The 12817-nt window shown below is 74.5% G+C and carries 11 protein-coding genes; 7 read left to right on the top strand and 4 right to left on the bottom strand.

The annotated features are described in order from the left end of the window. Positions 1–42: 42 nt before the first annotated feature. Together ACIQV3_RS03425 and ACIQV3_RS03420 are read right to left on the bottom strand one after the other, a co-directional pair. Entirely contained in the window at positions 43–1644 is a 1602-nt protein-coding gene (locus ACIQV3_RS03425; protein ID WP_403709314.1) for an amidohydrolase, read from the bottom strand. Positions 1645–1783: 139 nt separating this feature from the next. Then, complete coding sequence (locus ACIQV3_RS03420) at positions 1784–3295, bottom strand: APC family permease (RefSeq protein ID WP_403709312.1); 1512 nt, start codon at positions 3293–3295, stop codon at positions 1784–1786. 138 nt (positions 3296–3433) lie between these two features. Between ACIQV3_RS03420 and ACIQV3_RS03415 the strand changes: the two genes are divergently transcribed. The 3 genes from ACIQV3_RS03415 (at position 3434) to ACIQV3_RS03405 (ending at position 5700) form a co-directional block, all read left to right on the top strand. Next, complete coding sequence (locus ACIQV3_RS03415; protein WP_403709310.1) at positions 3434–4066, top strand: TetR/AcrR family transcriptional regulator C-terminal domain-containing protein; 633 nt, start codon at positions 3434–3436, stop codon at positions 4064–4066. Between the two features lie 106 nt (positions 4067–4172). After that, positions 4173–4844, top strand: a complete 672-nt coding sequence (locus tag ACIQV3_RS03410) for a hypothetical protein (protein WP_403709308.1) — start codon at positions 4173–4175, stop codon at positions 4842–4844. A gap of 115 nt (positions 4845–4959) precedes the next feature. After that, the gene (locus ACIQV3_RS03405) at positions 4960–5700 is read left to right on the top strand and encodes a PP2C family protein-serine/threonine phosphatase (RefSeq protein ID WP_403710122.1); all 741 of its coding nucleotides are present in this window, start codon (positions 4960–4962) and stop codon (positions 5698–5700) included. 12 nt (positions 5701–5712) lie between these two features. Here ACIQV3_RS03405 and ACIQV3_RS03400 read toward each other — a convergent pair whose 3' ends face one another. Then, positions 5713–6132 carry a winged helix-turn-helix transcriptional regulator gene (locus ACIQV3_RS03400; RefSeq protein ID WP_403709306.1) on the bottom strand — a complete coding sequence of 140 codons (420 nt, stop codon included), beginning with the start codon at positions 6130–6132 and terminating at the stop codon, positions 5713–5715. Between the two features lie 109 nt (positions 6133–6241). On the opposite strand from ACIQV3_RS03400, the gene ACIQV3_RS03395 reads away from it, so the two are divergent. From ACIQV3_RS03395 to ACIQV3_RS03380, 4 genes are all read left to right on the top strand, one after another. Then, a complete protein-coding gene (locus tag ACIQV3_RS03395; RefSeq protein WP_403709304.1) occupies positions 6242–7117 on the top strand; it encodes an NAD(P)H-binding protein in 876 nt (291 codons plus the stop codon). A gap of 176 nt (positions 7118–7293) precedes the next feature. Then, complete coding sequence (locus ACIQV3_RS03390) at positions 7294–8112, top strand: siderophore-interacting protein (protein ID WP_403709302.1); 819 nt, start codon at positions 7294–7296, stop codon at positions 8110–8112. A 126-nt stretch (positions 8113–8238) separates the two neighbouring features. Further along, complete coding sequence (locus ACIQV3_RS03385; protein WP_403709300.1) at positions 8239–8763, top strand: SigE family RNA polymerase sigma factor; 525 nt, start codon at positions 8239–8241, stop codon at positions 8761–8763. Beyond that, complete coding sequence (locus tag ACIQV3_RS03380) at positions 8760–9701, top strand: hypothetical protein (RefSeq protein ID WP_403709298.1); 942 nt, start codon at positions 8760–8762, stop codon at positions 9699–9701. Before ACIQV3_RS03385 ends, ACIQV3_RS03380 begins: the two co-directional genes overlap by 4 nt. A 109-nt stretch (positions 9702–9810) precedes the next feature. On the opposite strand, the gene ACIQV3_RS03375 is transcribed toward ACIQV3_RS03380, so the two are convergent. Further along, complete coding sequence (locus ACIQV3_RS03375; RefSeq protein WP_403709296.1) at positions 9811–12798, bottom strand: bifunctional [glutamine synthetase] adenylyltransferase/[glutamine synthetase]-adenylyl-L-tyrosine phosphorylase; 2988 nt, start codon at positions 12796–12798, stop codon at positions 9811–9813. Positions 12799–12817: the final 19 nt, after the last annotated feature.

Here is a 12817-nt window from a genome sequence, read left to right as displayed (position 1 = left end):
GCCCCCGGCCCCGGCCCGGCCCCGGCCCCCGCGCCGCACTGCTCACGCCTCCCGGTGGGTGATCCGGCCTCCCGACATGGTGAGCCGGACCGGCGCCCCGGCCAGTTCGTCCGCCGGAGCCGCCACCGGATCCAGGCCGAAGGCGGTCAGGTCCGCCCGGAAGCCGGCCGCGATCCGCCCCGCCACCGCTCCCTCCCCCGCCGCCAGCGCGGCGTGCGAGGTCATGCCCTCCAGGGCCATCAGCCCGCTCAGGGCCGCCCCGGTCCAGGCCCCCGTACCGGCCGAGGCCGCGCCGCGCGGGTCGCGGGCGGTGGCCAGCACCTGGCGGGCGTCGTAGTGGGCGATGGGCCAGTCCGAGCCGAGCGCGAGCACCGCACCGGCCTCGCGCAGGTCCCGGCAGCGCCAGGCGCGGCCGGCCCGCTCCTCCCCCAGCCGCTTGGACCACTCGTCGCTGTGGTCGGCCCGGGTGTACGCGGTGTGCGGCGGCTGCATCGAGGCGATCACCCCGAGCTCCGCGAACCGCTTCAGCTGGCCGTCCGGGACCGTCTCGATGTGCTCGATCCGGTGCCGCATCCGGCCCCGCGGGCCGAGTGACTCCACGGTGTCCAGCACGTGCCGGACCGCCGCGTCCCCGATGGCGTGGGTCGCGGTGCGCACCCCGGCCGCGTCGAGGACCCGTACCGCCTCGGCGTAGGCCCGCGGGTCGGGCCAGAAGGCGTCGGTGCCCCGGCCGTGGCAGTCGGCGTGCTCCAGCCAGGCGGTGCCTCCCTCGACGGTGCCGTCCATGAAGAACTTCACCCCGCCGACCTTCCAGTGCCGGCCCGCGAGCCGCTGGAGCCCGATCAGCTCGTCCAGGTCCTCGCCGGTGACGCCGGGCATGCACCAGGGCGAGAGGTTCAGCCGCAGCGGCAGGTCGCCCTCGTACTCGGCGGTCGCGAGCAGGGCGGGCACGTCCCCGTCGCCGAGGTCCATGACATGGGCGCCGGTCAGGCCGGTGGCCGCCATGTCGCAGAGCAGCGCGGTGAGGCGTTCGCGGCGCTCGGTGTACGTGGGCTTCGGCGCGAGCGAGCCGACCAGGTCCATCGCGGCGTGTTCGACGAGGTGGCCGGTGGGCCGCCCGGCGGAGTCGCAGACGATCTCGGAGCGCTGGGCGAAGGCGCGCGGGCCGGTGATCCCGGCGGCGGCCAGGGCCGCGCCGGAGGCGAGGGCGGAGTGGCCGTCGTAGAGGCGCAGGAAGGCGGGGGCTCCGGCGAGGACCTCCTCGATCAGCGCCTTGTCGACCGGGCGGCCGCCGAAGGCGTTGTGGTCGAGGCCGAAGCCGGTGACCCAGCCGCCGGGGCCGCGGTCGGCGGTGCGCAGGGCGGTGCGGAGCCCGTCGAGGTCGGTGACGGCGGAGAGGTCCGTACCTTGTGCCATCTCGATGCCCCAGACGGGGTGGCTGTGGGCATCGGTGAGGCCGGGGGTGAGGGTGGCGCCGCCGAGGTCGACGGTCTCGGTGCCGGGGCCGCGCCAGTCGCGGACGTCGGCCTCGTCGCCGACGGCGACGATCTCGCCGCCCAGGACGGCCACCGCGCCGGCCTCGGGGCGGGCGGGGTCGAGGGTGCGGACGCGGGCTCCGGTGAGGACGGTGTCGGCAGCGGGCACGGCTCTGCTCCTTGCGGGGGTTCGGGCTGGTCGGGCAGGTCGGGCTGGCCGGGCCGGTTGGGCCCGTCGGACAGGTCGGACAGGTCCGGCCCGTCGGGCCCGTCGGGCAGGTGCTGGTCCGGCAGTACGGTGCTGCGGGCTATCCGGACGCTACGGGCGCCGCGGAGTCCCCGGGCGCCGCCGGTACGGCGGATGCCGCGGCTGCCGCTGCCCCGGCCGGCTCCTGCGCGAAGCGGGCGTAGACCTCGGGCCGTCGGGTCTTCAGGCGCTGGGCGAGGGCGAGTCCGGCGAGGAAGACGGCGGGCACGAGGGCCACGAGGAGGGTGTTGACGGTGGTGGAGGCCATGGTGAAGAGGGCCACCTTGGAGACGACCAGACAGATCGCGACGGCCAGCAGCACCGCGGCGGCGACGGGCGCGATCAGGGTCCGCCAGGGGCCCTCGTCGTGCCGGACGCGGCGGAAGTAGACGGGTACGGCGATGGCGGCGAGCAGCATCAGGGCCATGAGGCCGATCATGCCGGGGGTGTTCACCCAGAGCAGCAGCTGCTGGTACGGGTCGGCTCCGGCGAGGGCGAAGCCGAGGACGACCACGGCTCCGAGGCCGGTCTGCGCCGCGCCGGCGAGGTACGGGGAGCCGTGGCGAGGGTGGATCCGGCCGAGGGCGGCGGGCAGGATTCCCTCCTCGGCGAGGGCGAGCGCGTACCGGTTGATGGCGTTGTGGAAGGCGAGGAGGGAGGCGATGACGCTGGTGACGATGAAGACGTGCATCAGATCGGCGGCCCAGGGGCCCACGTAGGCGGTGATGGCGGTGAAGAAGAGCCCGGCGGGGTCCTCGGCGGCCGCGGCGAGGACTTCCGCGGAGCCGAAGGCCTGGATGACGGTCCAGACGATGAAGGCATAGAAGAGGCCGAGGAAGGCGACGGCGATGTAGGTGGCGCGCGGGATGGTCCGGTCCGGATCTCGGGCCTCGCGGCGGTAGATGACGGTGGACTCGAAGCCGGTGAACGCGGCGAAGGCGAAGGCCAGGACGGCCGCGGTGCCGGGGACGAGCACCGCGCCGGGGGTGAAGGAGCCCAGCGAGAGGCCGTGGGCGCCGCCCTCCAGCAGGACGCCGCCCGCGAGCAGGACGAGGATGCCGGTCTCGGCGACGAGCAGGACGCCGAGCAGCTTGGCGCCGAAGTCGATGGAGCGGAAGCCGCCGTACCAGACGAGGAGGAGGCCGGCGAGGGAGACGGGCAGCCAGGGGACGTCGACGCCGGCCAGGGCCCGCCCGGTGTCGGCGGTGGTGGTGCCGAGAAGCCCGTAGACGCCGATCTCCATGCCGTTGTAGCCGATGAGGGCGAGCAGGGCGGCGCCGATGCCGACGCGCTTGCCGAGGCCGCGGGCTATGTAGGCGTAGAAGGCGCCGCCGCTGCGGACGTGGCGGCTCATGGTGGTGAACCCGATGGCGAAGACCGCGAGGGTGAGCCCGGCGAGGAGGTAGCCGGCGGGGGCGCCGACGCCGCCGAGGAGGATCGCAACGGGGGCGACGCCGGCCATGACGGTGAGCGGGGCGGCGGCCGAGACGACGAAGAAGGAGATGTCGGCCGTACCGAGGGCGCCGCGGCGCAGATCGGTACTCGTTCTTGGCGGCTCGGGCGTTTCGGGCATGCGGGAGCACCCTTCTGCGAACGGCGGCGGGCGGCGGGCGGCGGGCGGCGGGGAGCCGAAAACCTAAAGGCTTTTGGTTTGCGGCAATGTAGCCTCCGGTTTTGACGTACGGGAAGACCTGACGGCGGGAGAAATACGATGGCGCGGCCGCGCACCCCACTGCTCGACCGGGAGCGGATCGGCGCTACCGCCCTGCAACTACTGTCCGAGCAGGGCGAGTTCAGCGTCCCCCAGATCGCCCGGGCGCTCGGGGTGCAGACCGGGTCGCTGTATCACCATGTGGACGGCCGGGCCGGGGTGATCGAGCTGATCCGGGAGCGGGTGTGCGCCGGGATCGACGGCGGGCCGCTGTCCTCACCGGAGCCCTGGGACCGCTCCCTGGAGACCTGGGCCCGCTCGTACCGGGCCGCCTTCGCCGCCTACCCCCGGGCCATCCCGCTGCTGATGACCACCCCGGTACGGGCGCCCGCGGTGCTCGCGCAGTACGAACGCGCGGTCGCCCTGCTCCTCCGGGCCGGGTTCACCGCGGAGCAGGTGATGCCCCTGCTCACGGGCCTGGAGAACCTGGTCCTGGGCTCGGCCCTGGACCTCGCCGCCCCGGACGCCATGTGGGAGCCGACCCCGGGCACCCCGCTGCTCGCCCGGGCCCTGGCCGCCCAGGGCCCGGGGCGCGCGGAGGCCGCCTTCGAGGTGGGCCTGACGGCGTTCCTGGCGTACGCGCGGGAGCTGCGCGGCGGGGCGGGGGCGGCCGGGGAGGCGGACCCGGCTTGAGCGGGTACGTGCTCAAGAGCCTGAGCAGGCACTTGAGCAAGTACCCCCGGCCAGGGTGAGTACGCGTACTCACGCGCCGGGTTCGGCATGATCAGAGACTGTCCGCATGACCCGAACCCATGGCTCCACCAGCACCTTCGCCCGCTCCTCGCGCCGCCCGCTGCTCCCCGTCGCCCTGACGGCCCTCGCCGTGCTGGCGCTCGGCGCGTGCGGCACCGCCAAGGCCACCGGGAGCGGTGAGGCCGCCGCCCCTGCCGCGCCCGCCGCCTCGGCCAAGCCGGCCGCCGCCGCGCAGCCCATGGGGCGCCTGTCCTCTCCGGCCCTCGCGGAGATACAGGCGCACATCGCGCAGTCGTGCCCGGCTCCGGGCACCCTCCAGGGAGGACCGCCGAGCCCGCAGCCGGCCCCGCCCGGCGCGGAGGCGCAGAACCCGGGGGTCACGCCGATCGCGCCCACGGCGGGCCCCATGGTGGAGCTGGACACCCGCGACTGGTGCGCGGGCGTCAGCCACGAGCAGCAGGTGTACCTGGCCGTCGAGAAGATCGCCGAGCCCACCCCGGCCAAGGTCAGGGCGGCCCTGAACGCCGCCGGCTACCCCGACGAGCGCATCCACGACCTCGAGCAGTCCGGTGCGACCACGCACTTCTCGCTCGACCTCCGCGAGAACGGCGGGCGTCTCTGCGTGCGGGGTGCGGTGGGCGGCGGCGAGGAGCCCGTCACGGACAAGTGCGTGGCCCCCGCGAGCGGCCCGTTCACGGCTACGGGCACGCAGTACTGAGCTACGGGCACGCAGTACTGACCTGCGAGCCACGGAACGCGCCGCTCGCCCGGCGGCGGGACAATGGGGGCGGGACAGCAACGCGTCTGCCCTCGCGGAGAGGCGGGACCTCGTGGTGGAGTACATAGCCGTGACCGCTCTGAGTCATGTCGGGCTGGTCCGCGAGCACAACGAGGACAGCCTGGTCATCGGGCCGTGGACGCTGTGCGGGACCACGACCCGGAGCCCGCAGACGCTCCTCTTCCCCCTCGGCCGGCCGCTCGTGGTCGCCGTCGCCGACGGGCTCGGCGGGCAGCCGGCCGGCGAGGTCGCCAGCGAGCTGGTCGTCCGGGAACTCGCCCTGCTCGGCCCCACGCTGGACGGCGCGGAGGCGGTCGAGGACGCGCTCAACCTCTGCAACCGCGCGGTGCACTCCGCCGCCGCGGGCCGTCCGGAGCTGACCTCGATGGGGACCACGGTCGCCGGGACGCTGGTCATGCCGGAGTCGCTCTTGTCGTTCAACGTCGGCGACAGCAAGGTGTTCCACGTCGCCGCGGACGGATTGCACCAGGTCAGCGTGGACGACAGCCCGCCGCCGCTGCCCGGGCACCGCACGACGTCGGCCGTCACGCAGACCCTCGGCGGGAGCCGCGCCGAGCACGTCCTCACCCCGCACGTGGCCACGTTCCCGCTGGCCACGGGCGACCGCTACCTGGTGTGCACCGACGGACTGACCGACCCGGTGCCCGGCGAGACCATCGACGAGGTGTTGCGGACGCACGACGACGGCAAGGCCGCCTTCGAGCTGTGGAGGGCCGCCATCGAGGCCGGCGGCCCCGACAACATCACGCTGGCGCTGGTGCGCATCGGCGCCTGAGGGACGGCCGGTTCAGCCCTGCTCCAGGGCCTCCGCGGCCTCGCGCTTCGACTCGTCGTAGGCCTCGCGCGCCCGCTGCACGTCCGCCATGCGCACACCGGTCCAGTGGGCGAGGGCGCGGACCCGCTCGGCCGCCTCGCGGCCCATCGGGGTGAGCGAGTAGTCGACGCGGGGCGGGATGACGGGCTTGGCGTCGCGGTGCACGAAGCCGTCGCGCTCCAGCGTCTGGAGGGTCTGCGTCAGCATCTTCTCGCTGACCTTGGCGAGCGTTCCGATCCCCCGGCGCAGTTCGCTGAACCGGTACGAGCGGTCGAGCAGCGCGTCCAGGACGAGGACGCCCCAGCGGCTGGTGACGTGCTCCAGGACGAGCCGGTGCGGACACATGGCCTCGGCCCGGACCAGCTTCTCGCGCATCTCTTCACTTACTCCCATGCCAGTACCTTACTTCAAAGTGGGTACTATCATTTGGTTAGTGCCCGCCGTACGGTGAGTGCACAGCCCGGAAACGGGGAGCAAGGTCCAGATCCAGGAGTGAACCGCCATGAGCATCGTCGTCACCGGAGCCACCGGAGCCCTCGGCCGTCTCGTCATAGACGAGCTGCTCGCCCGGGGCGTCCCCGCCGGGGAGATCGCCGCGGTCGTGCGCGACAAGGAGAAGGCCGCCCCGCTCGCCGCGCTGGGCGTCGAACTGCGCATCGCCGACTACAGCGCGCCCGAGACCCTCGCCGGGGCGTTCCGTTCCGGCGACCGCGTCCTGATGATCTCCGGGAACGAGGTCGGCCGGCGGGTGCCCCAGCACTCCGCCGCGATCGACGCGGCGAAGGCGGCCGGGGTGGCGCAGTTCGCCTACACCGGCATCCTGGGCGGCCCCGACGCGGACTTCGACCTGGCCGCCGAACACCGGACGACCGAAGAACTGATCCTCGCCTCCGGACTGCCGTACACCTTCCTGCGCAACGGCTGGTACACCGAGAACCACACCGGCAACCTGGCCCCGGTGCTCGCGCACGGGGCCGTCCTCTCCAACGCGGGCGAGGGCCGGGTGGCCTCGGCGGCGCGGGCCGACTACGCGGCGGCCGCCGCGGCCGTGGTGACCGGGGAGGGCCACCTCGACCGGGCGTACGAGCTGAGCGGCGACGTGGCGTGGTCCTTCGCGGAGTACGCGGCGGCGGTGGCGCGGGCCACGGGCCGGGAGATCACGTACAACGCCGTGACCCCCGAGGCCCACCACGCGGTGCTCACCGGCGCGGGAGTCCCGGCGCCGTTCGCCGCGATCCTGGTCGACGTGGACCTCGCAATCGAACGCGGCCGCCTGGCCGGCACCTCCGGCGACTTGTCCCGCCTGATCGGCCGCCCGACGACGCCGATGGCGCACACGGTGGCACAGGCGGTGGCCACCGCCCCGAACGCCGGCTGACGACGCCCGCACCGACGCCGCGCAGCACGGGCCGTGCTCCATCGAGACCGCTACGGCGCCGCGGGCACGGCCCCGCGATCGCGTGCGGGGCGCCTGGTTCGCGCGGGCAAGGGTTTCGGGCAGGATGCGGGGAGGTCGGCGCACCCCTGGACCGCCCGGACCGAGAGGCAGCCGCCATGGCCATCGCCCCCTTCCCGTTCTTCGACCTGCGGGTCCTGCGCACGCACCGGATCAGCCCGTCCATGCTCCGGATCACCTTCGGCGGCGACAGCCTGAAGGGGTTCGAGTCGGGCGGCTACGACCAGAGCCTCTCCCTCTTCCTGCCGCACCCCCACCAACGCGTGCCCGTGGTCCCGGTGGAGGAGGGCGAGAACTGGTTCGCCGCGTGGCGGGCCCTGCCCGAGGCCGAGCGTGCGGTCCGGCGCTCCTACACGGTCCGCGAGCAGCGCCGCGCCCCGAACGAGATCGACATCGACTTCGCCCTCCACGAGGGCACCGTCGGCCCGGCCACCCGCTGGGCCCTCGGCGCCGCGCCCGGGGACCGGATCATCGTGCAGGGCCCGGCGGTCGCGGACAACGCGGGCGTCATGTTCCACCTCCCGCCGGATGCGCGCGGCGTACTCCTCTTCGCGGACGGAACGGCCCTGCCCGCGCTGGCGGCGATCCTTGAGCGGCTGCCGGAGGGTACGAAGGCCAGGGCCTGGATCGAGGCCCCGACGGCCGAGGACCGCATCGCGCTGCCGACGGCGGCGGACGCCGAGGTCACCTGGGTCGTCCGCGACCCGGACCGGGTCCTGGAGGAGGTCCGCGCGTACGAACCCCCTTACCCGGGACGCCCGTACGCGTGGATCGCCGGCGAATCCACCGCCGTCCGCGCACTGCGCCGCCACCTCGTCGGGGAACGGGGGCTCGACCGCCGGGCCGTCACGTTCTGCGGCTACTGGCGGCGCGGCCTCAGCGAGGAGCAGCTCCTCGCGCAGCCCGAGGAGGACTGAGCCCGGCCCGGCCGACGGCGCCACCCGCATCGCACCCGCACCCGCACCCGCACCCGCGAAAATTCGTACGCCCCTCCGGGCAACCGAATCGGGACGGGCGGTGGTCAAGGGGGCGAGGAGGTGCCGATGCAGGCCGAGGAAGAAGCCCAGTTCCAGTCGTTCGTCGCCGCGCGCTGGAACCATCTGGTGCGCACGGCCTACCTGTTGACGGGTGATCCGCACGACGCCGAGGACGTGACCCAGGCCGCGCTGGCGAAGGCCTACCGGTCGTGGCGGCGCGTGGCGCGCATGGACAGCCCGGAGGCGTACGTCCGCCGGATGCTGGTCACGTGCAACAGCGACCGGTTCCGCAAGCGGCGGGTCGCCGAGCGGTTGACCGACAGCGTGCCGGACACGTCGGTGGGCGACCGGGCGGCGCAATGGGCCGACGAGCGCGGCGCGTTGATGGAGGCACTGGCCCAACTTCCCGCCCGCCAGCGGGCGGTGGTGGTGATGCGGTACTGGGAGGACCTCTCCGAAGCCGAGACCGCCGATGTCCTCGGGTGCTCTCAGGGCACCGTCAAGAGCCAGGCCTCCAAGGCGCTGGCGAAACTGCGCGCCTGGCCCGGACTGGACCGGATCGCGACGAGGAGCGAAGGGGCGGTCCTGTGAACGTGCGGGACGACGGCGGTCGGGACGAGGAGTTCGAGCGGGACCTGCGGGGATGGATGGCCCGGGGCGCCGAGGCGTTGCGGCCCGCCGCCGTGCCGTATCCGGAGATCGTCCGGCGAGGCCGCGCCGAGCAGCGCGGCCGCAGGCTGGCGGTGGCGGGGGCGGCCCTGGTGGCGCTGGCCGTCGTCCCGGTCACGGCCCTGGCCGTCACCGGGAGCGGCGCCGGAGGCGGTCCGGCGGCGGGTGGCGGTCCGGCGGCGGGCGGCGGCCCGAAGCCGAGCGCGGCGCCGCCCACCCCCCAAGCCCCACCGGGACCGGCCGGGCCGGCGACCCCCGGGCAGCTCGTGGACGGGATCACCCTCCAGGAGGCGGCCGCCGGACTCGAACGGTGCCTCGCCGACAACCGGCAGGACCCCGATCCGTCGGGGTACGGGCGGACGGACCTGGGCAAGGCCTCCGACTACCGGATCCTGCTCGGACAGAACAGCACCGGCAACGACAACTCCCCCGGTGACGGCCGGTACATCGTCGCCGTCAAGGACTCCCCACCGGCGACCCGGCTGATCTGCGCGGTCAAGGAGGGCAGGGTCAGTGGGTTCAACCGGTCCACGGGCGGCGCCGCGGACCCGGGGCGCGGATCCGTCCGCCCCGACGACAACGGCGGCAGCCTCCACCGCCAGAAGCTGCGCTCCGAGGGTTCCTGGAAGCTGCCCTACCGCTGGGGCAGCATCGGCACCTTCGACCCCGGCGTCACCCGGATCACCGTCAGCTACGGCGGTGCCACGGTCGAAGCCGCCCTGGACCACGGCTGGTTCGCCGCCACCGGGATGCTGGACCGGTCGGTCACCAAGGCCCCGCGGGTCAAGGGCTACGACGCCCAGGGCAAGCAGGTCTACGACTCCGAGCAGGACGAGGTGTACGACAAGTCCCTCCCGTAGCCGGGAGCAACAGCCGGGTGCCCGGGGCCCCGCCGCCGTACAGGGGTCGGCGGCGGGGCCCCGGCACTCCTCACCGACCGGCCGTCGGCCTCTCCTGACGCCGGGCCGGTCAGCCCGCGTAGAACAGCTCGTCCACCACGCCCCGCGCCCGGCGGGTGATGCGGCGGTAGTCCTCCAGCATGTCGCCGACCGTGCCCTCCGCGTAGCCGAGGTAGCGGCCGACCGCGCCCAGTTCGCGGGCCTCCGAGGGGAAGGTGTCGCCCGCGCGGCCGCGGACCAGCATCACGGCGTTGCGGACCCGGGTGGCCAGGACCCAGGCCTCGTCCAGGATCTGCGCCTCCTCCGTGCGGATCAGGCCGGCCGCGTGCGCGGCGGCCAGGGCCTCTCGGGTGCGGGTCGTGCGCAGGCCCGGTTCCGCCCAGGCGTGCCGCATCTGGATCAGCTGGACGGTCCATTCGACGTCGCTGAGGCCGCCGCGGCCCAGTTTGGTGTGCAGGGTGGGGTCGGCGCCCCTGGGCAGGCGTTCGGATTCCATCCGGGCCTTCAGGCGCCGGATCTCGCGGACGGCGTCCTCGCCGAGGCCTTCCGCCGGGTAGCGGAGGGGGTCGATCAGGTCGATGAAGCGCCGGCCGAGTTCGAGGTCGCCGGCCACCGGTTCGGCGCGCAGCAGGGCCTGGGACTCCCAGGTCAGGGACCAGCGGCGGTAGTAGGCGGCGTATGAGGGCAGGGTGCGGACCAGGGGGCCGGAGCGGCCCTCGGGGCGCAGGTCCGCGTCGATGAGCAGCGGCGGGTCGGCGGTGGGCAGTTGGAGGAGCCTGCGCATTTCGGAGACGACGTGCTGGGCGGCCTTGGCGGCTTCCTGTTCATCGACGCCCTCGCGCGGCTCGTGGACGAAGAGGACGTCCGCGTCGGACCCGTAGCCGAGCTCGTGACCGCCGAAGCGGCCCACGCCGATGACCGCGAAACGGGTGGGCAGGGTGTCGCCCCAGTGGCTCTGGACGGCGGCGCGCAGGGCTCCGGCGATGGTGGCGGCGGTGAGTTCGGAGACGGCTCGGCCGACCCGGTCGACGAGGGCTCCGTGGTCCTCCTCGGCCGGGCTGTCCTCCGTACCGTAGGAGCCGATGATGTCGGCGGCGGTGGTGCGGAAGAGCTCCCGGCGGCGGACTCCGCGGGCGGCGGCCACCCCGGCTTCGGGGGTCTCGGCGCGGCCGACGGCGGCGAGCACCTCTTGTTCGAGGGCCTCGTGGGTACGGGGAACCAGGCCTTCGGGGTCGCCCAGCAGGGCGACGGCTTCGGGGGCGCGCAGGAGGAGGTCGGGGGCGAGGCGTCCGGCGGAGAGCACCCGGGCGAGGTTCTCCGCGGCGGCGCCCTCGTCGCGCAGGAGGCGCAGGTACCAGGGGGTCTTGCCGAGGGCGTCGGAGACCTTGCGGAAGTTCAGCAGGCCCGCGTCCGGGTCGGCGGAGTCGGCGAACCAGCCGAGGAGCACCGGCAGCAGGGTGCGCTGGATGGCGGCGGCGCGGGTGACTCCGGAGGCCAGGGCTTCGAGGTGGCGCAGGGCGGCGGCCGGGTCGGCGTACCCGAGGGCTTCGAGGCGCTGGCCGGCGGCGCGCGGGGAGAGCCGGGTCTCGCCGGGGGCGAGCTGGGCCACGGCGTCGAGGAGCGGCCGGTAGAAGATCTTCTCGTGCAGGCGGCGCACGACGGAGGCGTGCCGGCGCCAGGCCTTGTTGAGTTCGGCGACGGGTTCCGTGCGCAGGCCCAGCGAGCGGCCCAGGCGCCGCAGGTCGGCCTCGTCCTCGGGGACGAGGTGGGTGCGGCGCAGCCGGTAGAGCTGGATGCGGTGCTCCATGGCCCGCAGGAAGCGGTACGCGTCGTGCAGTTGGGCGGCGTCGGCCCGTCCGACGTAGCCGCCGGCGGCGAGGGCGGAGAGCGCGTCGAGGGTGGTGCCGGAGTGCAGGGTGGCGTCGGAGCGGCCGTGCACGAGCTGGAGGAGCTGGACGGCGAACTCGACGTCGCGCAGGCCGCCGGGGCCGAGCTTCAGCTCGCGCTCGACCTGGGCGGCGGGGATGTTGTCGACGACGCGGCGGCGCATCTTCTGGACGTCGGGGACGAAGTTCTCGCGCTCGGCGGCCTGCCAGACGAGGGGAGTTATGGCGGCGATGTACTCGGCGCCGAGGGCCTCGTCGCCGGCGACGGCGCGGGCCTTGAGGAGGGCCTGGAACTCCCAGGTCTTGGCCCAGCGCTGGTAGTAGGCGAGGTGGGAGGCGAGGGTGCGGACGAGCGGACCGTTTCTGCCCTCGGGGCGGAGGTTGGCGTCGACGGGCCAGATGGTGCCTTCGACGGTGGTCTCGGAGCAGATCCGCATGAGGTGGGAGGCCAGGCGGGCGGCGGCCTGGACGGCCTTGCCCTCGTCGGCGCCGGGGGCCGCGTCGCCGACGAAGATGACGTCGACGTCCGAGACGTAGTTCAGCTCGTTGCCGCCGCACTTGCCCATGGCGATGACGGCGAGCCGGCAGACGGCGGCGTCCTCGGGGGCGGCGGCGGTCGCGATGCGCAGGGCCGCGCGCAGGGTGGCGGTGGCCAGGTCGGCGAGCTCGGCGGCGGTCTGGGCGACGTCTATGGTCCCGCAGACGTCGCGGGCGGCGATGGAGAGCAGGCAGCGGCGGTAGGCGACGCGCAGGGCGACGGGGTCGTGGGCGCCGGCCAGGCCCTGCTCGAACTCGGGCAGCCCGGGGTGCAGATCGGCCGCCTCGTAGGTGACCAGGGCCTGCCAGTCCCGGGGGTGGCGGGCGAGGTGGTCGCCGAGGGCCTCGGAGGCGCCGAGCACGCCGAGGAGGCGGTCGCGGAGCGGTTTGGCGCTGACGAGGGTGTCGAGGAGGACCGGCAGTTCCTCGGGGGCCTGCGCCTCGGCGACGCGGACCAGCCCGAGGAGGGCCAGGTCGGGATCGGCGGTGGCCCCGAGGGCGTCGAGGAGCACCGGATCGGTGCGTACGGCGGCCAGCGCGTCGGTGTCGAGCAGCCGGGCGGCGGCCGAGGGGTCGGTGAACCCGCTGCGCAGCAGCCGGCTGAAGGTACTGCTCCTGCGTCCCGGGACTGTCATCCCGCCGCCTCCCGCGTAC

The sequence above is a fragment of the Streptomyces sp. NPDC099050 genome, assembly GCF_044759865.1.
In the GTDB taxonomy this organism is placed as follows: domain Bacteria; phylum Actinomycetota; class Actinomycetes; order Streptomycetales; family Streptomycetaceae; genus Streptomyces.
Note: the sequence above shows the minus strand (reverse complement) of the source record. Positions and strands in the feature narration are given on the sequence as shown.

Bases quoted from the DNA above. Each gene is read 5' to 3' on its own strand.
- ACIQV3_RS03420 (WP_403709312.1), bottom strand. From the start codon at position 3,295: ATGCCCGAAACGCCCGAGCCGCCAAGAACGAGTACCGATCTGCGCCGC.
- ACIQV3_RS03415 (WP_403709310.1), top strand. From the start codon at position 3,434: ATGGCGCGGCCGCGCACCCCACTGCTCGACCGGGAGCGGATCGGCGCT.
- ACIQV3_RS03410 (WP_403709308.1), top strand. From the start codon at position 4,173: ATGACCCGAACCCATGGCTCCACCAGCACCTTCGCCCGCTCCTCGCGC.
- ACIQV3_RS03400 (WP_403709306.1), bottom strand. From the start codon at position 6,132: ATGGGAGTAAGTGAAGAGATGCGCGAGAAGCTGGTCCGGGCCGAGGCC.
- ACIQV3_RS03395 (WP_403709304.1), top strand. From the start codon at position 6,242: ATGAGCATCGTCGTCACCGGAGCCACCGGAGCCCTCGGCCGTCTCGTC.
- ACIQV3_RS03390 (WP_403709302.1), top strand. From the start codon at position 7,294: ATGGCCATCGCCCCCTTCCCGTTCTTCGACCTGCGGGTCCTGCGCACG.
- ACIQV3_RS03385 (WP_403709300.1), top strand. From the start codon at position 8,239: ATGCAGGCCGAGGAAGAAGCCCAGTTCCAGTCGTTCGTCGCCGCGCGC.
- ACIQV3_RS03375 (WP_403709296.1), bottom strand. From the start codon at position 12,798: ATGACAGTCCCGGGACGCAGGAGCAGTACCTTCAGCCGGCTGCTGCGC.